This is a genomic window from Protofrankia sp. Cr2, from assembly GCF_963555885.1.
Lineage (GTDB): Bacteria > Actinomycetota > Actinomycetes > Frankiales > Frankiaceae > Protofrankia.
This window is the reverse complement of the sequence record NZ_CAUVXG010000014.1, coordinates 50,566-73,661: the sequence shown is the minus strand read 5'-3', so window position 1 is coordinate 73,661 and position 23,096 is coordinate 50,566. Positions and strand designations below refer to the sequence as shown.

17 protein-coding genes are annotated in these 23,096 nt (G+C 68.3%); 12 read left to right on the top strand and 5 right to left on the bottom strand.

Annotated elements, in window-relative coordinates; translation table 11 throughout:
• Window positions 1–1,020, top strand: a 1,020-nt coding sequence (locus U9978_RS09445; protein WP_322760694.1) for a geranylgeranyl reductase, incomplete at its 5' end; no start/stop codon positions are given.
• A 182-nt stretch (window positions 1,021–1,202) separates the two neighbouring features.
• On the opposite strand, the gene U9978_RS09440 is transcribed toward U9978_RS09445, so the two are convergent.
• The 3 genes from U9978_RS09440 to larB form a co-directional block, all read right to left on the bottom strand.
• A complete protein-coding gene (locus tag U9978_RS09440; protein WP_322760693.1) occupies window positions 1,203–3,239 on the bottom strand; it encodes a MinD/ParA family ATP-binding protein in 2,037 nt (678 codons plus the stop codon).
• Between the two features lie 203 nt (window positions 3,240–3,442).
• A complete protein-coding gene (gene larC / locus U9978_RS09435; protein WP_322760692.1) occupies window positions 3,443–4,915 on the bottom strand; it encodes a nickel pincer cofactor biosynthesis protein LarC in 1,473 nt (490 codons plus the stop codon).
• A gap of 222 nt (window positions 4,916–5,137) precedes the next feature.
• Window positions 5,138–6,016 carry a nickel pincer cofactor biosynthesis protein LarB gene (gene larB / locus U9978_RS09430; protein WP_322760691.1) on the bottom strand — a complete coding sequence of 293 codons (879 nt, stop codon included), beginning with the start codon at window positions 6,014–6,016 and terminating at the stop codon, window positions 5,138–5,140.
• Window positions 6,017–6,536: 520 nt separating this feature from the next.
• On the opposite strand from larB, the gene U9978_RS09425 reads away from it, so the two are divergent.
• From U9978_RS09425 to U9978_RS09410, 4 genes are all read left to right on the top strand, one after another.
• Window positions 6,537–9,986 (top strand): VWA domain-containing protein, encoded by a 3,450-nt coding sequence (locus U9978_RS09425; RefSeq protein WP_322760690.1) that lies wholly within the window; start codon window positions 6,537–6,539, stop codon window positions 9,984–9,986.
• 46 nt (window positions 9,987–10,032) lie between these two features.
• On the top strand, window positions 10,033–10,566 hold the full coding sequence (locus tag U9978_RS09420) for a hypothetical protein (protein ID WP_322760689.1): 534 nt from the start codon (window positions 10,033–10,035) through the stop codon (window positions 10,564–10,566).
• Window positions 10,567–11,678: 1,112 nt separating this feature from the next.
• Window positions 11,679–12,836, top strand: coding sequence for a hypothetical protein (locus tag U9978_RS09415; RefSeq protein WP_322760688.1), 1,158 nt, complete (start codon window positions 11,679–11,681; stop codon window positions 12,834–12,836).
• Between the two features lie 160 nt (window positions 12,837–12,996).
• Window positions 12,997–14,103 carry a phosphotransferase gene (locus U9978_RS09410; protein ID WP_322760687.1) on the top strand — a complete coding sequence of 369 codons (1,107 nt, stop codon included), beginning with the start codon at window positions 12,997–12,999 and terminating at the stop codon, window positions 14,101–14,103.
• A 237-nt stretch (window positions 14,104–14,340) separates the two neighbouring features.
• Here the strand turns inward: U9978_RS09410 and U9978_RS09405 are convergent, their stop codons facing one another.
• On the bottom strand, window positions 14,341–14,991 hold the full coding sequence (locus U9978_RS09405) for a phosphatase PAP2 family protein (RefSeq protein ID WP_322760686.1): 651 nt from the start codon (window positions 14,989–14,991) through the stop codon (window positions 14,341–14,343).
• Window positions 14,992–15,867: 876 nt separating this feature from the next.
• Between U9978_RS09405 and U9978_RS09400 the strand changes: the two genes are divergently transcribed.
• On the top strand, window positions 15,868–16,203 hold the full coding sequence (locus U9978_RS09400) for a hypothetical protein (protein WP_322760685.1): 336 nt from the start codon (window positions 15,868–15,870) through the stop codon (window positions 16,201–16,203).
• A 397-nt stretch (window positions 16,204–16,600) separates the two neighbouring features.
• Here the strand turns inward: U9978_RS09400 and U9978_RS09395 are convergent, their stop codons facing one another.
• Complete coding sequence (locus tag U9978_RS09395) at window positions 16,601–16,768, bottom strand: hypothetical protein (protein WP_322760684.1); 168 nt, start codon at window positions 16,766–16,768, stop codon at window positions 16,601–16,603.
• Between the two features lie 585 nt (window positions 16,769–17,353).
• Here U9978_RS09395 and U9978_RS09390 point away from each other — a divergent pair.
• From U9978_RS09390 to U9978_RS09365, 6 genes are all read left to right on the top strand, one after another.
• The gene (locus U9978_RS09390; protein WP_322760683.1) at window positions 17,354–18,355 is read left to right on the top strand and encodes a GNAT family N-acetyltransferase; all 1,002 of its coding nucleotides are present in this window, start codon (window positions 17,354–17,356) and stop codon (window positions 18,353–18,355) included.
• Window positions 18,356–18,368: 13 nt separating this feature from the next.
• Entirely contained in the window at window positions 18,369–19,325 is a 957-nt protein-coding gene (folP, locus tag U9978_RS09385; RefSeq protein WP_322760682.1) for a dihydropteroate synthase, read from the top strand.
• Complete coding sequence (gene folB, locus U9978_RS09380; RefSeq protein WP_322760681.1) at window positions 19,322–19,744, top strand: dihydroneopterin aldolase; 423 nt, start codon at window positions 19,322–19,324, stop codon at window positions 19,742–19,744. Before folP ends, folB begins: the two co-directional genes overlap by 4 nt.
• A complete protein-coding gene (folK, locus tag U9978_RS09375; protein ID WP_322760680.1) occupies window positions 19,741–20,241 on the top strand; it encodes a 2-amino-4-hydroxy-6-hydroxymethyldihydropteridine diphosphokinase in 501 nt (166 codons plus the stop codon). Before folB ends, folK begins: the two co-directional genes overlap by 4 nt.
• Window positions 20,238–20,675 carry a DUF3180 domain-containing protein gene (locus tag U9978_RS09370; protein ID WP_322760679.1) on the top strand — a complete coding sequence of 146 codons (438 nt, stop codon included), beginning with the start codon at window positions 20,238–20,240 and terminating at the stop codon, window positions 20,673–20,675. The genes folK and U9978_RS09370 overlap by 4 nt, the downstream gene beginning before the upstream one ends.
• Window positions 20,676–22,256: 1,581 nt before the next feature.
• Window positions 22,257–23,054, top strand: coding sequence for a hypothetical protein (locus U9978_RS09365; protein WP_322760678.1), 798 nt, complete (start codon window positions 22,257–22,259; stop codon window positions 23,052–23,054).
• Window positions 23,055–23,096: the final 42 nt, after the last annotated feature.

The following is a 23,096-nucleotide window of genomic DNA, read 5'->3' as shown; positions in this document are numbered from 1 at the left end:
CCAGGTCGACCGATGCTGTCAATGGTGATGCGCTCGGAGTTCGACCGGGCGCTGGTGCACTCGGCCTGCGCCGCCGGTGCGGGCCTGCGGACCGGAGTCCACGTCACCGGTCTGCGCGAAGTAACCGGACCAGTAACCGGACCAGATGGACCGGACAGCAACGAGGTGCAGGCGGCCACGGCGGTCAGTCAGGCGACGACGGCGGCCACGACCGTCAGGGAGGTCAGGGGGGGCACGGAGATCAGGCAGACGCGGGATGGTTGCGTCGTGGTGACGGTGCGGGGCGGGCGGGAGATACGCGCCCGGGTCGTCGTCGGCGCAGATGGCGCGTCCGGGCGGACGGGCGCCCACGTCGGCGTCCGGTGTGATCAGGTGGACGTCGGCCTGGAGGGTGAGTTCCCGGTGAGCGCACCGACCGCACGGCGCTGGGGCGGCCGGATGCTGCTCGACTGGGGTCCGGTCCCCGGTTCATACGCCTGGCTGTTCCCGAAGGGCGAGGTGCTCACCGTCGGTGTGATCGGTTCGCGGGCAGACGGCGATGCGCTGCGTTCCTACTACGGCGATCTGGTGCGCCGGCTCGGTCTGGATTCGGTGACGCCGCTGCACGACTCCGGGCATCTGACGCGGGTGCGGGCCGCGGGTTCGCCACTGCGCCGGGGCAGGGTGCTGGTCGCCGGCGACGCGGCGGGTCTGCTCGACCCGTGGACGCGCGAGGGGATCTCGTTCGCGTTGCGTTCGGGGCGTCTCGCGGGGGAGGCCGCGGCCCGAGCGGCTGTCGGTGATCTGTCCGCGCTCGCAGAGTACCCCAGGCGCGTTGAAGCGGTGCTCGGCCCCGAAATGGACGCCGGTCGCGAGGTACAGGCGGTCTATGTACGCCATCCCGGGCTGCTGCACGCGTTGCTGACCTGCATGCCCGGTACCTTCGGACTGTTCGGGCGGATCGTGGACGGCCGCACCACAGTGGCCAGGCAGCTGCGGCGCCCCGGTGTCCGGGCCGTGACCGAAGCCCTGGCCCGCTGACTGGTGCCCGGACAGGCCCTAAGAGCGACCGGCAATAGGGGGCGCGGCGTCGCGGGGCCGGGGCACGCACCTCGCTGTGTTGTCGTCGGTCGCCACCCGACACCAGGGTGTCTCCCTCCTCCGCCTCGCGATCTACGTGCCCCAGCCCCGCTCCTTGATCCACGCCCCTATTGCCGGGCGCTCTAAACCCCGTGCGGCAACCCGCCGAAACGCTCGGGATCCCCACCTGTCAGGGGAGAACCGAACCGTTCAGCGACGGCGCCGGCGATTTCGAGAAACGCCTGCCTCGTCGCCTTTCTCAGCTCTTCTAGCATAATACGTCCGCCGATGGCGAGATGCGGATCGTAGGGCACCTGGACGACTCGCCGGGTACGGGCGGCGAAATGCTGTTCGAGCGTGTTCATATCCACCGACTCGCTATTCGCCGGGAATGTCGAGATGACCGTCACGGCCTCTCGCACCTGGGTGGCGTACCCGTGCGCGTCCAGCCAGTCCAGCGTGGCACTGGCCGACGAACCGCCATCCGCGCTGGAACTGCTGACAATCACCAGCGTGTCGGCGAGTTTGAGGACCGCGGGCATGGCGCTGTGCAGAATCCCGGTGCCGCAGTCGGTCAGCAGGATCGAGTAGTGGCGCTGCAGAATGTCGTCGACAGCAAGGTAGTCGGTATCGGCGAACGCCTGCGAGATCTCGGGGTCGTTCGCGGACGCGAGCACATCCAGGCGGCTGTCGGCCTGTGACAGGTACCTGCGAACGTCCACATAACGGTGTAGCGAGGCCGCATTGTCGAGTAGATCGCGCACGGTGTTCGTGGTTGTCCGCGGTACCTTGGCACCGAGCGTCCCGCGGTCGGGGTTCGCGTCGATCGCCACCACGCGGTCCCCACGCAGACTCGCCAGGGTCGATCCGAGGGCCACGGTCGTGGTGGTCTTGCCGACACCGCCCTTGAGCGACATGACCGCGACCCGGTGGCAGTCGTACAAGGGGGTGCGGATGTGCGCGACCAGGCGCCGATGGCGGGCCTCGTCGGCGGACGGTCCAGGGTTGATCGCTCCTCCGGACGCCCTGAAGATCAGTTTTCGCCAGCCTCCGGACGCTGTGTCCGGCGCAGCGGGCAGCAGCGCGCTGGTCATGAGTCTGCCGGGCGCACGGATGACGTCGGCTGCCCCGTCGTGGCCGGACGGCCGGATCTCCGGTGCTGGCGCCGGGTACTCGGTGCTGGGGTAGGGATTGTCCGGGTAGGCGCCACCTGGGTACGGCACCGGCGGTTGCACAGCGCCAGGATGCGGGGCGCCGATCTTTCCCTCATCCGCGATACCGCCGTTCCGGTAGAGCGGCGGGTCTGGGGCGGGCGCCGTTGTGATCGGTGCCGTGGACGATCCCGGCGCCTGTTCGGCCGCCAGCGGCAGCGGGTGCGCAGACGGTGCGTGCTCGGGTACCGGGATCGGTGCAAGCGAAGGTGGTGGCAGTTGCGGCGGTGCCAGCTGCAGTGGTGACGGTGACGGTTGCGGTGGCGGTGGCGGGTAGTCCGCCGAGACCGGTGGGCGTGGCGGCACCTCGAACGCGGTGTCCGCGACACCGGCGGAGACTCCGAGCGGATCGGTGGAGTTGAAATCCGACGGGTAGGACTCGTCTGGGTAAAGCGGTGTCGGCCGGTGCGTGGCGCCTGCGGATCCCGACCATGGGAAGCCCGGTGCGGATCCCGCCGGATGTACGGATCCCGCTGGCGCTCCGGTGGTGCGTCCGTTGCTGTTCTGGCCGCTGCTCGGGCGTTCCTCGTGGCGCAGTGGACTGGCGGACAGCCGAGGTTCGGACGGCGGCGGGGGCGGAATCGGCGCGACGCGGCTCGGGTAGTCGCCGGGACCTGGGTAGTCGCCGGGAAATGGGTCGCGGCCGAACAGCGGGTCGTAGGTCGACCTTTCGGTCCACGGCCGGGCGATCGGTGGCACGGCCGGCCGTTCACCCGCAGCGCCCGGCCAGGAGCTCGTGAGCGGGTCGAATACGCGCTCGCCACCAGGCGGTGGCACCGGTGGTGGGAACTGAGCGGGCCAGGCCTGGAACGAGGAATACGGGTCGTCGTTGTTCGGCTCGGTCGAGCTCGGCGGACGATGGGAATGTACCGGCGACGGTATCGACTGGCGCGTGCTGCGATCTTCCGCCGGATTGCGATCGGCGTCAGGCATGTCTGTTCGGGCGTCGATGTCGATGTCTCCGTTCATGCTCCCGCTCAGTCACGACCTCGCTGGAGACCAGTCATTATCAGGCCTCATGTCGGGTTTATCCGGCTTTCAGCCTAGCTGCCGCGGTCCGTCCGGGCGCTCAGAGTGCGGTAATTTGATCACTGCTTCAGGGTCCGGCGCCACCTGTCCGTCCAGGGCGCCCCACCGCGGCGATTCAGGATTGCATGCCGGGCTCGACCTTGTCATCGTCTGCATCCTGGGTCATCGTTCCCGCCCTGGCCGGGATGGGCAAAGTGCGTTCTGTCCGTATCCGACGCCCATGATGTTTCCGCGGCGAGTGACGCGGCGGCAGCCAGTACCCAGCGGGTCGGCCGGTCCAGCCGGATGGCGGCGCGTCGCACGTCGTCCCACTCGGGTTGCACGGTTACCACCTGACCGTCCGGGAGCATGCCGATCTTCACGGCGATGGTTTCGCCGCTGACGTTCACCGCGTGGAAAGTGCGGTCAAGGGCACGCTTGTGTACGGGCGTCTCGCGCAGGCCAAGGGTTGGGGTGTGGAAAAAAATCATCTGTCGAACCGAGTCCGCGCGCGCCGGCGCCACCAGCACGGACAGCGTGTGCGCAGGTCGACCCTTCTTCATCAGTATGGGCGTCAGCCAGGCATCGGACGCCCCCGCTGCCAGCAGGGCCGCCAGAATCTCCGGCCAGGCCCGCGGGTCCAGGTCGTCGACGTTGGTCTCGACCAGCAGTTCATCGGTTGCCGGGGGGATGCGAGCGGCGGCGTGCGCCGGTGCTGATTCTTCTCGTTCTGATGCGCTATGGGATGATATGTCGGTGGATGCCGCGGCCCCGACGATCAGCCGGACGACATTGGGCCGGCCCGGGATGTCGCGCTGGCCGGCGCCGACACCGACTGACTCCACCCGCATCGCCGGTAGCTGCCCATAGGCGCCTACGTGGGTCGCCACCAGCGCCGCTCCGGTCGGTGTGCACAGCTCCAGGTCCACTGGACCACCGTGAGCCGGCATTCCGCTGGCCCGCAGGAGTTCCAGGACGGCAGGGCCGGGGATCGGCAGGACACCGTGTCCGGTACGGGCTGAGCCACCGCCGAGCGCCATCGGGGACGCGACCAGCTGGTCCAGGCCGAGCGCGTCCAGCCCCGCGCAGACACCGACCACGTCGGCGAGCGCGTCCAGCGCCCCGACCTCGTGGAAGTGCACGTCGTCGGCGCGGATTCCGTGGACGGTCGCCTCAGCCTCGGCGAGCGTCGCAAAGGTGGCTAATGCCCGCTCGCGGACCGTCGCGGCGAGCGGCGCGCCGGCAAGTAGCAGGCGGATGTCCGCCCAGGTACGCCGGAGGTGGTCACCGGCGGCTGCTCCGGTCCCCTGCGGCCTGACCGGATATGTCGTGTCTCCACGGCTGATCACTTCATCGGTGATCACGTGGACGCGGGTGGCGGCGAGGCCGGCTCGGCTGGTCACGCTGACATCCAGGCGGACTGGAAGTCCCAGCGCCTTGACCGCGTCGGCGATCACGTCGGCGTGCTTACCCGTGCCTGCGAGCACCGCGCTCAAGGCGCCGAGCAGCATGTCCCCGCTCGCCCCGCTGGACAGGTCGAGCCACCCGACCCGTGCCGGGCGGGGCGGTGAAGAACCGGTCGGGCCGGTCGGTACCGCTGCTGCGCTGTTGGCTTGGCGCGTTCCGGCATCAGTCACTCGTCCACTGTCGTCCACCCGTCCACTGTCGTCCGGTGGGCGGGGTCGCCGGAACGCGCCCCAGACCCGGCCCACCCCAGACCCGGCCCGCAGCGGATCGCGGGCCGGCGGCCGCGAAGCGGTAGGTCAAAACGGTCGCTATAGCGACGAAAACCACCTAGCGCCTGGGTGCCCGCAGGTAGTCCAGTAGGTGGAAATCGTCGCTATCGCAGCCGAAACGACCTACTCCATCGGCGGACGACCGGCGGGTGTCGCGGGTGGCGGTGATGCGGCCATGAGCGCTGTGCGGCGGGCGATGCGGGCAGCGAAGATTCCCGCTCCGAAGCCGTTGTCGATATTGCAGACGACGATGCCGGGTGCGCAGGATGTGAGCATTCCGAGCAGCGCAGCAAGCCCGCCAAAGGACGCGCCGTAACCGATGCTGGTGGGGACCGCTACCACCGGCGTACCAACGAGCCCGCCGATCACGCTGGGCAGGGCACCTTCCATGCCGGCGACGACGACCAGACAGTCAGCTGCGGCGAGGATGTCGCGGACCGCGAGAACCCGGTGCAGCCCGGCGACCCCCACGTCCGTGATCGTCTCAACGCCCGCTCCGGATGCGCGGGCGGTCAGCGCGGCTTCTGCGGCGACCGGCGCGTCCGACGTTCCCGCGGAAACGACGACGACCCGCCCCCGGGCCGGTGGCAGTGGGCCGACGACGACCGTGGACAGCGGGGTGGAAGGCCCGGACTCCGGACCCGGACCAGGGCTGGGACCAGGTGCACCGGACGTGGCCAGCTCCTCGGGCCACTGGACGAGCAGCGCCGCGACGGTGGCGGTGTCCGCCCGGGTGATCAGTGTCGGATGGCCGGGGCCGGATGCCCGCCGCAGCTCGGCGACGATGCCGACCGTCTGCGCCGGCGTCTTGCCGGCGGCGTAGACGACTTCCGGGTCGCCGGTGCGCAGGCCGCGGTGGGTGTCGACACGGGCGTACCCGAGGTCGGTCCAGCCGGTGCCGTCGCCGAGCGGGCCGGCGGTGAGGCGGCTCAGGGCTTCGTCCGGCCTGACCGCGCCGGCGGCCACGGCGTCCAGCAGGTGCCGCACATCGGCCGTGTCCATGCACCCGACCCTATGGCCGGTCGTCGTCTCCGTGGGGCCTGCAGGCAAGCCCCCTCGGGGCCTTCGGGCGCGCGCAAAGGATCGCCGAGGACCCGCCGAGGACAACGCCAAAGCTGCTATGTGACAACGAGAGATAAATTTTTGTGAATGGCGAGTGGCGTCGCTGGTATTTCGTTTCGTGTCACGCTTCGATCGCGTTAAGATAACGCCACCTACTGGCAGCCGTCACGGATGGGGGCCGTGCGCGCTTGTTGCTATGCGCCCTTCCAGTCCGTGCTGGAACAGCCTTCCGCTGCCATGCCGCGGGTCCTGGTCGCCGACCTTATCCTGCGTGTTCTGCTGGTGAGCCCACGCAGATTCTGAACACATTGTCGAGAACGGATTCCGATCGTCGGTGTTCCGGCTTCTTTAGTGCCCGCGAACGGATCCCAAGGCGCTTGGGGGAAAGTTGCGTTACTCGGTCAGATTATCCTGGCGGTTGGTCGGTCTGATTCTCGCGGCCGTTCTGGCCGGAATTTCGGTGTCCCAGGAGGCGCTCGCCGCACCACCGCCGACAGCCGTGGACTGGAAGGCCGTGGTCGACCGGGTCGCGACGGCCACCTACCAGAAGAGCGCCCAGCAGTACCAGCAGGAAGCCGATCGCCGGGTTCGTCCCTTTGCCGATCCCAAGGGAATCGGTCGGCTGGACGCCCTGGCCGCCCAGGTGGCAGCCGGTTATCTCGACGGGGCACGGTTCGCCACCGAGAAGAACGGCCTGAAGGTCTACGACCGGGATGTGAAGGCCGTGGCCTGGCTGAAGTCACGGTTGGACGGCTGGAATCCGCAGCGCGGAGAATCCGGTCAGGCGCACGCCGACGCGCTCACCGGACTGCTCCTCGCCTCCCGTGAATCCGCGGAGATCGCTACGCGCGACGCGGCTGTCGCGCTCGGTGAGGTGCCGGACGCGCCGCTACCGACCGGCCCGGACGCGGAACCTACACCGTCTGAAAACGTGGCCGAGAACGCCGATGTTTTTGCTGAAGCGGCTCCGGTCGCGACGGACAAGGGACGGGATGCCGCGCTGCGGCAGCTGACCAGCGCGCGTCGTCATCTGGCGCGGGCGCAGGTCGCCCTGCATCGTGGCCTTCCCGTGACCGCGGCCATCCACGACGGGTTGGCCTGGCGTTACGCCTACCACGCTCTGGTCGACCTCGGGATCGTCTACACCGCGGACACCGATCACGACGGTGTGACCGACCTTCTGGAACTCACCTTCGGGACCAGCCCGTTCAGCGTGGACACCGACCACGACGGGCTGCGGGACGCATTCGAGATCAATAAGACCCTGACCTGGACGCTTCCGTCAAAGGCGGATACGGACGGTGATGGCGTCTCCGACGCGGCCGAGGATATCGACGGCGACGGGCTGAGCAACCTTGCTGAGCAGGCGGCCGGTACAGACCCGACCGAACCCGACACGGACTCGGACTCTGTCAGCGACGGCGCCGAACTGGCGGCCGGCACCGACCCGCGAAAGGCCGACACCGACGGGGACACCCTGCTTGACGGGGTCGAGCCCCGCCAGGGCCTATCGCCGCTCAAGGCCGACACCGACGGTGACGGCATCCGGGATGACCACGAGACCGTGCGGGCCGTCGCGTCCGGGCCGGACGGGGTCCAGGCGGTGGTCATCGGAACCGGTGACCTGCTCACCGAGCTCCGGGTGACGAAGGTGACCGGCTCCAAGCAGGCCGGTATCGGCGTACCCGGCCAGGTCGGGGCGGCGTATGACTTCTCGTTGCCGCCGCCGGCCTATCAGGGCTTCACCCAGGCTGAGTTGACCATCCCGTACGATCCGTCGACCGCTGCCAAGCCGAGCGCGTTGCGCCTGTTCTACCTCGACGAGCAGCGTGGCATCTGGCGACCGGCGACAGTCACGCAGACGGTCGACACCGAGCGGCACGTGGTACGGGCGACCGTCGACCACTTCTCCACCTACGCCGTCTTCGACATCGTCAACTGGCAGCAAACCTGGACCGCATCGCAGGATCCGTGCCGTACCCGCGGCGGAGGCAGCGGTACCGACGTCGTGCTGCTCGACCTGTCGTTGATCCTCGACAGCTCCGGGTCAATGGCCTGGAACGACCCGCAGGGGCTTCGGAAGTCGGCGGCGAAGAACTTCGTCGACGCGCTGCTCCCGGACGATCGGGCCGCAGTGGTCGACTTCGACTACACAGCCACTGTGTTGCAGGGCCTGACCAGCGACAAAGCGGTGGTCAAAGCCGCGATTGACCGGATCGACGACAGCGGCGGCACCGACATCGGCGCCGGGGTCCGGGCCGGTACCGACTTGCTGATCGCGAGTAACGACCCGCAGCGCGCCCGGATCGCCATCCTGCTCACCGACGGTGTGGGCTCGTACGACCCTGCGCTCACCCGGCGTGCCCAAACGAACAAGATTGCTATTTACACCATCGGTCTGGGCAGCGAGGTTGACGAGAACCTGCTGCGCGGGATCGCGACCGGCACCGGCGGTCAGTACTACGGCGTCGACACGGCCGCCGACCTCCCGCAGGTCTTCCGGCGGATCAGTGAGGACACCGGCGGGGATCCGGACATCGGCAAGGACACCGATGGTGACGGCCTCGACGACTGCACCGAAATCAAGGGGATGCGCGACGGGTACGGAGTCCTGCACGTCTCCGACCCGGCCAAGCCTGACACCGACGGCGACGGCTTGACCGACGGTGAGGAGGCCGGTCAGCCGGTCGACTACAGAGCGCTGACTACGCAGTTCGGTGCCGACTTCCAACCTCTGGGGGAAGCGGGGACGAAGACCTGGACGATGCCGTCTGCCCCGGATATCGCCGACACCGATGGCGATGGGCTCGACGATGCAGACGAACTGGACGTCGAGTCCAACGCCTGGCTGTCCGACTCCGACGGGGACGGCTTGAGCGACGGCACGGAACTGGAAGTCGGGAGCTCGCCGACCAGCGCCAACACCGATGGTGACGCCTTCGATGACGCCTATGAAGTAGCCCACGCGGACGACGGGCTGGACCCGGGGCGGCCCGACGAGAAGGTCAGCACGTGGACGTATGCGAAGGATTTCGCGATCGGCGCGATCCTGGGCGACTTCATGCAGAAGGACTCGCTGGCGTGGCTGGCCGGATACCTTGCGGCCAGCGCCAGCAGCGCGATCCCCGTGATCGGATGGATCACCGGAACGCTGGCCGATCTGCGGGACACGATCGCGAATGCAATCCACGGCGACTGGGTCGGCGCCGGGCTTTCCGGAATCAGCCTGGTCCCGGATGTGGGGGATGCCGTCGCGGTGCCGGGAAAGGCGGCGAAGTTCGTCGCCAAGTACGCCCACCGTCTCGACGATGTGGTCCGGCTCATGGCCAAGGCCGACAAGCTACCGAACAAGATCAAGACGGTAGCGCTGCGGGCGTTGCTGCTCGGTCGGTATGACACCCTGCTGGCTGCCGGCTTCTCGGAGGAAGCCATCCGACTCGTGGCCAAGGGCGACCGGACATATCTCAAGGCGATTGCGGACGCGGTCGGGTCGGGCCTGCACAAGCGGGCAAGCGCCCTCCCCGAGTGGGCGGGGCGGCTGACCGTGGCGCCGCTGGGCAGCGGCGCGGAAGGCGAGGACCTCCTGGCTCAGGTCTACCGTGTACCGCGTAACAAGAAGGTGGAGAAGATGGAGCCACCGCTCATCGGCAACGGTCGCCGCACGTTCGACGTGGTGGAGCAGGGGCCCGAAGGGCGGATCGCGCACGAGGCAAAGGTGGGCAACGACCCGCGTAGCGATGGGCTGAGACAGTGCAGGAAGGACGGGGCGCTCGTGCGTCAGGGCAAGATCGCTGCCGCACACTGGCACTTCTTCACCTACAGCCGTTATTCCTCCATCGGCGCCGACCCGGAGGTACTCGCCTGCCTGGTGCAGGAGGGAATCAGGTTCACGTTCCACCCGCCCGCGTAGTACGCACATGGCGGAACAGACCGGTCGCTCTAAGGAGAGGACGAGCGTGGCCGCTCCTGCTGCCTGGCAGGACCGTTGGCTCGCGGCGTTGCCGGAGCGCATCGACTGGCTCCGGACCACCGCGGCGAGCCGCGGTGGTCCGAGCAGCGTCGAGCTGGATCTGTCCGGGGCGAGTCTGGGAGGGCTGTGGGCATGGGCGCGCCGGCTGTTCGGCCGGCGGGATGCCGATGTGCCGGTGGATCCGACCCGGCTGCCCGCCTGGTTCGGTGACCAGGCATGGGCGCCGCGATGGTGGGACGACGACACCATCTGGCTGATCGACGCGGTCGCCGGGTACTTTGCCGAGTCCCTGCGGGCCGCGGCGCCGGGCGGGCACTGGGCGAGGGGGCATGACGAGATCGACCCGACGCACTACCTGCACGAGGGGCAGCCGGTGCTGGTCGGCGTCGGCGGCGACGAGCTCAACCCGCTCGCGTTGGTGGAGAACGTCGTCGGCCGGGTCTGGACGGGTAAGGCCGACGACGACGACCTCTGCCGACTGTGGGACCTCTACACAACTCAGCATCGTCACGGAGGGTAGGGGTGAGCGATGTCCCGGGCGAGCTTTCAGCGGCCAGGGCACACATTTCACCTGTGCCGGCCGGTCGAGGACGTGAGCCGGACAGACGTTGTTAAGAGCGACCGGCAATAGGGACGCGGCATCCCAGACCGCGACCGGGGGGCTGTCGCGTGCATTGCGTGACGACACGGGGAGCTTATTTGTCTGGTTAGCCATCATTCAGGTGGTAGATGACTGGCTGGAATCGGGGTCCTTCAATGCGGTCCGTCACGACGCCGTAGGATCGTCAAGGTGAGACGTGTGGATCCGGTCCGGGTCACCCCCGCTGTGGTGATTGCGCCGGCTCAGGCGGTCGGGTCCGCTCCCGGTCGGAGGTCGTGGGTATGACCTCACCGATCCGGCTGGCCTATCTCGGGCCTCCTGGCGCGTTCGCCGAGGCTGCGCTGATCACTCTCCCGATCGTGCTTAAATACGATCTTGAACAGTTATCGAACGTTGCGGTCCAGCACGCCGGACGATGCTTTCCGCAGCGCAGCGGTCTGGTTTTCCGGCCTGCGTGGGAACCTCGCCCGCGCCTGAAAGATTCGGCCCAACGGTTGCGTTGCGAGCGCGATACCGCCGGGGGTAAACGCAGGCCGTCGTGAGTCAACACACAAACTCTCCGTACGTGTCGTGGTCTGAGCGTGCTCTCTCCCCTTGGCGCATCCCGCGACGCGCTTCGCGTGCGTTACCTTGAGTCACATTCTTGATGCTGAACGAGATCATAAACGAGATCATATCGGTACGGAAAGTGCCACATTGTGGCCTTGCCGACAGGACACAGGGAGTGCGTAGTCATGTCCCACGCTGACGAACTGTCCCCGTCAGCTTGCTCGGCCAGTCTCTGGCCGGCGGCTGCGGAGGTAAGGCAGCCAGTCCCGCCCGATGTGCCGGCCGCGTCGATTCCGGCTGCCCGTACCCCCCTAGACGATCATCCGGACTCCTATGTCCTGCCCGCCCCGACGTCGTCGCAGGGCGAAGCTCGCCCTTCCGTAGCCGTTCATCCGCTTCCCGAGCTATCGGTCCTCGAGCCGCCGGTTCCCGACCGCCCAGACCTTGATCCGCTAGCTGTCGGACCGACCGGCGCCGGTCGGGTGACGCCAGTCGGTCAGCCGCAGTACGACCGTCGTGACATCCCCCTGATGTCGATCGCCGGGACATCGCCACCGCCCGATCGGCGGCAGTTTCACCTCTATGCCGGGGCAACCGTCGTCGGTGTGCTCCTCACCGATGGGCAGTCTGCGGACGTGGTGGATGTGCGTGGTGCAACGGCGTCTCAGGTTGCGCTTGCACACGCCGAGGAACGGCTGGCCGCTTTGCTGCGCGCGCACGAGTACACGGCGCCTGCACATGTGGCGGTACAGGCAGTCCGCCTACGGTACGGTTTGGACCGTTTGGCCCGCGGTTCTCTACATGCTTTGGATGCCCGCCGGTTGCGGATCATCGCTGGTCGGCTTACCGTTTTGCACGCCGATGCGGCGTTCAAGCTGGGTGAGCCCGACGCGGCACGTGCCCTGGCCGCCCAGGGATACGCAGACGGGCAGTGGGCCGGTGACGGCCCGTTGCAGGGATCGGCCCGTGAGATCGCGGCGGTGGCCGAGTTCTACGGCGGGCGTCCGGCGGAGGCCCTGCAGCTCGCGCGGGACGGGCTGCGCCACGTCAGTGGCGGTCCGGTACGGGCGCGCCTGATCTGTCAGGAGGCCCGCGCACTCGCGGCCCTCGGCGACGTCCGTGGCGCCGCACGGGCACTGGATGTCGCCTACGATCTTGCTGATATGATTCCCGTGGAACAATGGGGATCTCCCGGTCCGGGCTTTGACACCTTCCATCCGGTGGAGGTCTCCTACAACGCGACCACGGCGTTGTGCCTGCTTGGTAGACCCCGGGCCGCAGAGGAACACGCACAGATCGCCATGCCCCGGCTTGACGCGATGAACACCCCCGGTTTCCGATCTGTGATCAGACTGGATCTTGCATTGGCTCTGGTCCGCCAAGGACGGCTCGAGCTTGACCGGGTCTGCGCGTTGGCCACCGAGGCGATCACTATCTCCTGGGGACGCACGGTGGCGTCGGCATCGAATCGGGCCGATGAGTTGCTGGCAATAACCCGAACGCACGGTGACGTCCGCGACGTACGCGAGCTTGCGGCGTTCATACGCGAGTGGCAGCGGGAGGGCGAAAGAGGCATCGCCAGGGATGTCAGGGATGTCAGGGATGTCAGGGATGTCAGGGATGTGGACGTCGGACCGTAGATCTCGGTAAGCAGGTGAGTCCGTCGCTGAACGTGCTTGACGAACCAACAGCAATGACCGTGTGTCATGAGGGCACGGAAGGGTGCGGAGCAAGGTGGGTACGTTCGGAGGAACTGGCCTGACGACGCTCCGTGTTGAATGAAGATCGGAGTGGAATCGGATGGCAGTCACGGGATGCGATGGTCGCTTCACCGTGGCGAACGCCTGGTCGATTCTCCGCGAGATATGCGTGGCGGTCGGGTTGGATGACCGGGATGCCGAGGTCATCAAGATTGCCGCCAATGCGGTGTTCCGCTTGCCGCGGGCCAGGCTGGTCATCCGGATCTCCGGGTCGCAGGCGATGGCGCACCGTGCGCACAAGGTTGTCCAGGTCGCTCGCTGGATGGCTCGACACGAGGTGCCGGCGGTGCGCCTTGCGCCGGGTCTGCCGGCACCGCTGCTCCTCGGCAGCGTCGTGGCCACATTGTGGATCGACGCCCAGGCCGAGCCGCGACCGGCGGAGCCGCCCGGTCGCCATGTCCAGGAGAACCAGCCCCTGCCGGGCGCCCGCGGGCCAACCGCACACGCCGCCACAACACGCGGCTCGGCTGCACGCGGTGCCACAGCACGTGGCTCGACTGCACTCGGCTCGACCGCGCACGTATCGACGTCACGCGCCTCCACCGCGGGTGAACGGGTGGTGCATAGCGGCCCGCCGACCGTGTCCGACCTCGCGGCGGCCCTGCAGCGGATCCATGCGCTACCGCTACCCGATGCTGCGTTACCCCATTGGGACCCGCTGGACGACGTTCGTAGGCGCCTTGCCGACGCGGAGGGTCTCGCCGATCCTGACTTCGCTTTTCTCCGGCGGATGGCCGACCGGCTCGAAGTCGCCCTTGAGAGGGTGACGTACGACCTCCCTGCGGGGATCCTCCATGGCGATGCCCATCTCGGCAACCTGATCAGATGCCACGACGGACGAGTGATCGTGTGCGACTTCGATTCCACCTGCTATGGACCCACCGAATGGGACCTGATCCCGGTAGCTGTCGGGCGGCTGAGGTTCGGCTACCCGCCGGAGCAGCACGCGGTGCTTGCGTCCGAGTACGGCTTCGATGTGACGCGTTGGTCGGGATTCGAGGTCCTGCGGGCACTGCGGGAACTGAAGTTGGTCACCAGCGTTGTGCCGATCCTCGCGAGCAATCCGCGGGTGGCGGCGCAGTTCGCCATCCGCCTGGCGAGCCTGCGCTATGCGGACGAAAGCGTCCGCTGGTTGCCGTATTCCTGACTCTTATCAGTTTTCTGATAGTTCTTCGAACCAGGATTTTCGCTGTTTCCCGAGATTGAACAGGGCTCGTCGTCCTGTTCGGGATGTGAATCTGTACAAATTTTAATCGGTGGATCCGGAGGCTGCTGTTGCCATCGTATCGGAACACCGTTGGTAATCGTGTCCGGGCGGTGTGGCGATTGTGTCTGATATCGGGCTCGTTGAGCTGATCGGCCCTGTCCGGGGGGATCGGCGCCCCTATTGCCGGTCGCTCTTAGGTCGGACCGAAGAAGATCCTTTGAAGATGCGTCGGGTGAATACGGCGATCATGGTCGCTGTCCAGGCGACCGCGAGTAGGCAGCCGCCGATGACATCCGACAGATAGTGCACACCGAGCGTGAGGCGTGCACCCCCGACCGCCGCAATGATCAGCGCAGTCGGTGCTGCCACGCCGACCGTCGGCCGACGCCCGTGGACGGCGGCCAGCGCGGTCAGCCCCACCAGCACCGCGACCGTCACCCCGACCACGTGCCCGGACGGGAAGCTCGTTCCATGGGCCGTGGCGACTGGCTCCGCGACGGACGGGCGTGGCCGAGCGACGAGGGCTTTGACCGCGGTGCTGACGATTCCACCGATCCCGACGGTGATCGCGATGAACAGGGTCAGCCAGCGAAGGCCGGCCGGATCGAGCCGGCCGAGACCACGGGCGTTCGCACCCCGCACGGGGCTCGCCCGCGCCCACAATGTCACCACAACTGCCAGGGTTGCCAATCTGAGGATGAACGGGGCGATCAGGATGCTCAGGACATCGGCGGCGTCGATCAGCCAACCCCGGGTGACCACGACGGCGTTGAGGTCCCCGGCCGTGGCGGTGTCCACGTGTGCAAGGGGCGCCCAGCGGATCTTCACCACGATCGTCAGTACGACGAACAGCCCAGCGCACGTCCCCGCGATCCACCAGGCGCGCGTCGCAGGGAGCGGTCGCGGACGGCCCGGCGGCCCCGATGCCGACAGCCTTGCCGACAGCCCTGCCGACAATCCTGCCGACAGCCGCGGTCGAGGCCGAGGCCGAGGCCGCGGACCGTTGCCTTTCCCCGTCGAGGACTGTCGGGCTCCCATCACGTTCCAGTCTCCCCCGCCGGGCGCGGGAAGCCGACCCAGACGGCCCGGCTGTCCTCCCGGGTGGGCCGGGCCGGAGCCGGTCGCTCTAGATTTTCCACGAGCCGGGAAATCATTTATCCCGAGCGCGCCGAGAGCATGAGCACCTTGATTCCCTCAGGTTTTCTCCTCGGCGGCGTGTTTCTTTTTCGTCGTCGGTTCGAAAGGCGACCGTCCGGGCGGGAGAAAGAGCGGCCGCGGCTCGCCTGAGAATTCGTCGACTACTGTTGTCGCGGTCGCCGTCGGGTCGAGATGCCGGTCTCCGGGTCGGTCAGAATAGTGCAGCCGTGACCGGGTGTACCGGCCATCACCAGATCCGGAATCCATCAGCGGCACCGTCTCGCGGGTGTCGAACGTGGCCATCCGACGTCACTCGGTGGCCCGGTGGAGGGTTACCGCCCGATATATCGGTGCCTTCCCGGCCGACGGTGGCGAGTTCTGTGGACCGCATGATACGTGCTCGTTCCCTCAGTATTGTTTCTCTTTTGCGGCATGACCTCATTTTGCAGTAAGGAGACTTTTCGAAATTACACGGACGAAGTCGGCCGGTGGGGTTGACCGGGTGAGCGCCCAGTGGAGTAGGGTCACTTCTTGTTCGGTCAGTCCCGGCGAGAGGAAGAAAACGTGATGGCACAGCAGCAGCAGCAGCAGCAAATCGAACAGCAGCTGCGGCAGAACTGGCAGCAGATCCGGTACCGCCTTCTCGATGAATTCGGACAGGTCGGCACCGCGGACCTCGACGCGGCTCGTGACGTCAACGATCTCGTTCAGCGGATCGCGGACAAGACCCACCACAGCGAGCGCTACGTCGAGACTCGGCTGCAGGAGCTCGTCGGCGCCGGCGCGGGTGTCGGTGGCCAGTTCGGCGGCCAGCAGCAGGGTGGCGGCCAGGGCTTCGGCCAGCAGGGCCAGCAGGGCCAGCAGGGGCAGCAGAGCCAGCAGGGACAGCCGTTCGGTCGCTAGTCCCGCCGTCGTGACGGTGGAACACCGCTACCTGTCCTGACGCCCGTGGCGGCGCGCGAAGCGATGATCGCACGACCGTCGGCCAGGTGGCATGACGGTGCGCGGTCTTCATTTGCGCAAAATCCGGACCAGTCAGGTGGTCTCACCACCAAGTATCAGGAGACCACCTGACTGGTTCAGGTACCGGCATGAGATCAAGGTAGGCCAAAGGCCGTGCGATGATGTCCTTTCGCACGGCCGGCGGCCTTTTGGATCGCCGATACCAGGCCAAAGGCCGTGCGATGATGTCCTTTCGCACGGCCGGCGGCCTTTTGGATCGCCGATACCAGGCCAAAGGCCGTGCGATGATGTCCTTTCGCACGGCCGGCGGCCTTTTGGATCGCCGCTGATCCAAAAATCATGCTGTCAGGCTCACCAGGAGCGTCCGGTATTCCAGCAGGGCGTCGATCAGACCCGTGACAATCGGGTTGCGGGGCATTTGACCCAACTCAGCAAGAATTGAATCCGTCTGTTCCAGCGTAGGCTGGGCGTCGACAGCGGCGACGAGTGTGACTAGTCTGCTCATGGGCGGCCTTTCGACGACTCACAGTCGTGAAGCGACGTCCATGTGACCAGCACATCGTGTGGCTGGGTCGCCTCACCGGATACACCTGCCAAAACGGCACCGCGTGGCGGGTTCACCATCACTTTTCGCTCCATGCCCTTCAGGGAGGAGCCCGGCTCCTTTGTCGGGCAGTGCTACAACTGACGTTACCGTAAAAAACGGTAGAGCTGCGGTGTTCCCGCCGGGTTGAATGGTCGTTACGGCGAGGTAACAAAGTTTGCGCCCTGTAGTCGGATCGCCCCCGGCCCGGTGGATGCCTGCGGGCTGATTGCGCTATTTGTGCATGATGCGCCGACCGGCGCAAACTCATTGCTTCCCGTGACCCTCTCCGAGGGCATCAATCCACCGCCGCTGCGTATCAGTGGTGGCGCATTCGGTCGGGGAACCGATGCATCGGGCCGGCGTCCTCGTACCGGCCGGAGAGCGTTGGAGTCCGCAAGTCGACTCAGCCTGCTGCGGTGCCACCGCATCGCGTGTGGCCGCGGTGGGTGCGGCTGCGAGGGGCACGCGAGAAGGCTTCGTTCCCAGGCCGGTAGCCTCAGATGCGTGGTCAGTGCAGGTCCGTCTCCGGGCGGCAGTCGGCGGACGGCGGCCGGCGGGGTTGCCGCACCCGCCGGAAGTAGCCCCGGACGTGATGCGCTGGCGGCGCCGGGTGTCGGCGAACGGGTCGATGTAGCCCTCAGTCGTGAGTTGGAGGGCCTTGCGCATCGTGCGTGGCCCCCGTTGCGTGCGCGCCACGTCGATGGTTGGATGCTGCGGGAGTCGGCCGGCTCGTCGCGGCGCGGGAACTCGGTCTGGGCACGTGGCGACGTTTCTGATCTTTCTTTCGCGCTCGACGAGGTCCGCCGGTTCTACGCCGCGGCAGGACTTCGCCCGACGATCCAGATCACCCCGGTCTCGTTGCCGGCCGGCATCCACCAGGCGCTGGACGCGGCCGGGTTCGACGACACCGGTCCGACCGATGTCTGCACCGCTGATCTGGCGGACCTCGCCGGACGGCTGGCTGTCGCTGCGTCCGTCGATGCCGCCGCGAGTGCTACCGCTGGTGTCGGCGCTGACAGACCGCCGGGGGTGCCCGGGCCGGGAAACACAGGATCTGTCCGCGCCGGCGGTGCCGATACGATCATGTTCGATGGCATCGCCGACACCTGGCTGGACGTTGCCGGGCGGGTGCTGTCGACCTTCGCCGATCAGCGCACCGGTACCCTCAAGGTGTTGGCGAATCTCACGGTGGCGGCGAAATACGCCTTGTGCGTGGCCGACGGTGTGCCGGTCGCGGTCGGCCGCGGGGTCGTGGACGGAGACTGGCTCGGCGTCTACAGCATGGCAACCGTACCGGCCGCGCGCGGCCGGGGAGCGGCGCGCGCCGTCCTTGCCGGGCTTGTCACCTGGGCTGCCGACGCGGGTGCGTCGCGCGCCTACCTGCAGGTGGAACAGACCAGCGTCGCGGCCCGCCGACTGTATGGCGCGCTAGGGTTCCGACCCGTCTATCGGTACTCCTACCGACGGCATCATCCCGCCGACGGTCCGGATGTGACCGGACCCTGATCATCGAGGAGTCATGACGCCCAAGCAGGCCAGTCACAGTCTCTTGGAGCCGGTGGGGCGCACCCGCGTGATGGGCGTGATCAACGCGACCCCGGATTCGTTCTCCGACGGGGGTACCTACGCGACCGTCACTGAGGCGGTCCGAGTCGGACTGGCGATGGCCGCCGACGGCGCCGACATCATCGACGTCGGCGGTGAGTCGACCCGACCGGGCGCGGCCCGGGTCGATCCGGACGAGGAACTGCGCAGGGTGCTGCCGGTGGTGACCGAGCTGGCCGCGGCAGGGGTCGCCGTCAGCGTGGACACGACCCGCCGGACGGTTGCCGAGGCCGCGCTGGCAGCCGGCGCTGTGATCATAAATGACGTGTCGGGCGCGGCCGACCGCGACCTGTTGACGCTGGCCGCCGAACGGGGCGTTCCGTACGTGTTGATGCACGCCAGGGGTGCGAGCGCGGGCATGTCCACGCGGGCGGTCTACGGTGACGTCGTGTCCGAGGTCGTGGCCGAGCTGCGTGAGCGCCTCGACGTCGTACTCGCGGCCGGTGTCGCGCCGGACAGAGTGATCATCGATCCGGGGATCGGCTTCGCGAAGAAGGCCAGGCACAACTGGGCACTGCTCGCGCACATGGAAGCCTTCGCCGCGCTGGACCATCCCCTGTTGGTCGGTACGTCGCGTAAGTCGTTTCTCGGCAGCCTGCTCGCGGACTCCGACGGTCGCTCCCGGCCGGCAGCTGACCGCGACGACGCGACCCAGGCGACGACGGCGCTGCTGGCGGTCACCGGGGTGTGGGCGGTACGGGTGCATGCGGTGCGGGCGGCGGCGGACGCCGTCCGGGTCGTGCAGGTATGGCAGGGTGCTCGCGCCCCCGGGCAGCCGCGCGATGCGCGCACCCGGGCGGCCCGGATGCGGTCCGCAGCCGGAGGCTGTGACCCGGGCGGACCCCGACGTCCACCGGCGGGTGCGGCATGACCGGCGGGCCACCGGGAGCGGGATGGCCCGGGACCGACAGTCCGCTGGCCGCCGCACCGGACCGGATCGCCCTCACCGGCCTGCGGGTCCACGGCCACCATGGCGTTCTGCCGGCCGAACGCGCGTTGGGTCAGGAGTTCATCGTGGACGCCGTGCTGTGGGTGGACACCCGGCCGGCGGCTATGACCGATGACCTCACCGCCACCGTCGACTACGGGACGCTGGCCCGGACCCTGGCCGGGATCGTGGCTGGCGAACCGGTGGATCTGATCGAGACGCTCGCGCACCGGCTGGCTGGCGCATGCTTGGCCGACGATCGCGTTGCCCGGGCGCAGGTGACCGTGCACAAGCCCGCGGCGCCGATCCCACTGCCGTTCACCGACGTCGCGGTCACCGTGACCCGGGACCGTCCCGCGTGACCGGGCCGATACCGCAACCGGGGCTGCCGACCGCAGTTCTCGCGCTGGGCTCGAACCTGGGTGACCGCCTTGCGCTGCTTCGTGCCGCCGTCTGGAGGCTGCGCGCCGTGGCGGTGTCGGAGGTGTACGAGACCACGCCGGTCGGAGGACCCGACCAGGACAATTATCTCAACGCGGTCGTGTTGGTCCCCGCGGCACCGGCGCGGGCACTGCTGGCGGCGGCGCGGGCGGCCGAGGCGGCTGCAGCGCGGGTGCGGACAGTACGCTGGGGGCCGCGTTCCCTGGATGTCGATGTGATCGCCTGTGGCGAGTTGGTCAGTGATGATCCGGAGATCCTCATCCCACATCCGCGTGCCCATATCCGTGCGTTCGTCTGCGTCCCATGGCTGGACGTCGATCCGGACGCGGTGCTGCCCGGTCACGGTCGGGTAGTCGATCTGGTGGCCGGGCTTGATGCCTGCGGGGTTCACCGAACGCCGTGGAGCCTGCGCCAGTGAAGCCGACCCGGGCGCGTGACCTGGTGGCGGCGGCTGTGGTGGTCGGTGCGCTCACCTACACCTTCATGATCTTCAATTATCAGAACCTGCCGCGGTTCCCGCACACGGCACCGCTGTCGCTGGTGATCGTCGGATTGGTGGAGGTGCAGACTGCGTCGATCACCCGGCGTCGGTTGCAGGGGCGGCCGGGGACGAGGCCGATCCTGCCGCTGACGGTCGCCCGGCTCGCGGCCATTGCGAAGGCCAGCAGCCTCGCCGGGGCGGCGCTGGCGGGGGCGTGGGCGTCGGTATTCGGTTACGTGCTACCACGCTCGGACGAGTTCCGCACCGCCGGCCCGGATGCGATCACCGCCGGTCTGGGGATCGGAGCCGCTGCGGTGCTCGTCGTCGGCGGGCTGTTGCTTGAGCGTGTATGCCGAGTCCCCAGACCGTAGGCCGTGCCCGGCGGATCTTCAATCGCGGACCGGCGCCCGGGCGACCGACATCCACCGGGCACTCCCTGGAACGCTCGCGGCCGGCACCTCTTACTCTGGTGGTTGTCAACTGGACGTGGTGGTTGTCAACTGGACGCACGCAACGCGAGCGCAACGCCGTGATACACCGATGGGGACGTTTGGTTGGTGCGGACCGCGATGGGAGGTCAGTCGGTGGCGGACGGCGTGCGACGGTCTGATGTGGCGAATCCGCGTCGACCAGGGGCCGTGGACGGCACGCCGGAATCGTCGGCATACCCCGATGGAAGCGCGACCCCGGCACGTGCGGTTCCCGACCATCGGAACGGCTATCCCCCGGGTCCGCACCGTAACCAGGACCCGTACCAGGACCAGGACCAGGACCAGGACCAGGACCAGGACCAGGTCCGGTACCAGGGTCCGTACCAGGACGCTGGTCGATATCAGGACCCTGGTTCTCATCGGGACGCTGGTTCCCGTCCGCGGCCGGACAGGCCCCCGGCTCAGGATCCCCATCCACCGGCTGGTGGATATCCGGCGCCGGACCCGCGCGCACCTGGTCCTCATGCGGGTAACGGCGCTGCGCCACGGGCTGGGTACGCGCGCAACGATCGGGCGGCTGGCCACGGCAACGACACGGGCTACCGCGCTGAGGCGGCGCCCCGTGGCTACGGGCCGGCCACGCCTGGGTACCCACCGGCCACGCCTGGGTACCCACCGGCCACGCCTGGGTACCCGCCGGCCGGTCGATCGTCGCCCGACTTCTACGGCGAGGACACCCGATACGCACCGCAGGCCGCGCCGTCAGGGCCACCACCAGTCGATCCCGGTTCCCGTGGCGGCACGCCGGCCTACCGTTCCGGGCCGCCACGGTCACGGCCAGGCGGTCCGGGTCCGGGTCCGGGTCCGGGTCCGACTTCCGGTCCGCACCAGACCGCGGTATCCCACCCTCAGCAGGGGGACCGCCATCCCCAGAGCCGGCCCTATCCACCGGAGACCGGGGGCTACCAGTCCGGTCGCCCGGGTGCGGGACAGCCGCCGGCGGACTTCGGGCCGGGGTACCCGCAAGCCCGTGGCGGGAACATTCCGCGCAACGGGGCCGCGCCGATCGCGTCGCCCGATGTGGATACCACGAGAGCGGGCGGCCTTCCCCCCGCCCAGGAGTCTTATCCGGGCCGTGCCGGAGGACAGCCGTCCACTGGGTCCACGGGACCGATGCCACGCCATCCCGCGGATTCGACGCCACCCAGGGGATCGGTGCGGGAATCGGGGATGCGGGAATCGGGGTTGGACGACGGAGCCGGCGGGACAGGCGGTGTGCGGCGTCCCCGCGAGGCCACCGACCGGCCGAAGGGCGTCGCCCCGCCGCGTACCACCCGACCGCGCGCCGACATATCGGGCACCGACGTCCGACGTCCGGGCGCGGACCGAGCGGACCGAGCGGACCGAGCGGACCGAGCGGACCGAGCGGACCGAGCGGACCGAGCGGACCGGCCCGTCAGGACGGAGCGATCCGCGAGCCCGGTCACATCCGACCAGGCTGGCCGCGGTCGGTCCGAACGCGTGCGTGGCAAACGTCGTGATGATCATGGAGACTCGCCATCCTCGATCGAGGACACCGGTTCGCACCGGGCACAGCCCCGCAACGCCACCGCAGGCACACCACTGCTGCGGCGCATGCTGTATGCAGTGGTGATTCTCGCGGTGGCCTTTGCCGTCGGGGGCGGCGCCGGGTTCATCTGGCAGAAGATCAACCCCGGTAAGACCGCCACCGAGGCCCGGCCGGCCGCCGCCCCGAGCGGCACGGCCGCGGCGGTGCCGTCGGGGTCAGCAAGCCCCGCCGCTGGCCCGGGGGCCACAACGGCCCCCGCGACCGTACCGGCCGACTGGGTCACCGTCACGGACACGAAGCAACGGGCGAAGTTCTCCCATCCGCCGGGGTGGAACCAACGCCGAGACAACACCGGCGTCTTCTTCATCGAGGCCCCGGCGGGGACGACGACAGGATCCGGAACGACGACAGGGTCCGGAACGGCAACGGGCGGCCCCCGGATGGTCGGAGTCGCGCGCGTCGTCGGCACGGATCAGCGGGTAGCGCTCAAGGCCGTCCAGGACTCCGAGTTCGCCAGTCAGCCTGGGTTCACCCAGGACAGGTCCGGGCAGGCCACGGACACGACCGCCCCATCGGGCCAGGAGTTGGTCGGCTCCTACCTCCGCGAGGGGCAACGAGTCACCTACGTGATGCGGGCAGTGCCGGCCGGAGACGTGGTCTATGTCCTGATCGCCCGGTCGTCATCGGCACAGGCGGACACCGCGACGACCCTGGTGGAGACCTTGCGGGCGTCGTTCAGCCCGGCCTGACCGACGCCGGTCCACCTCGTCCTGACCGAGGCGTTTCACAAC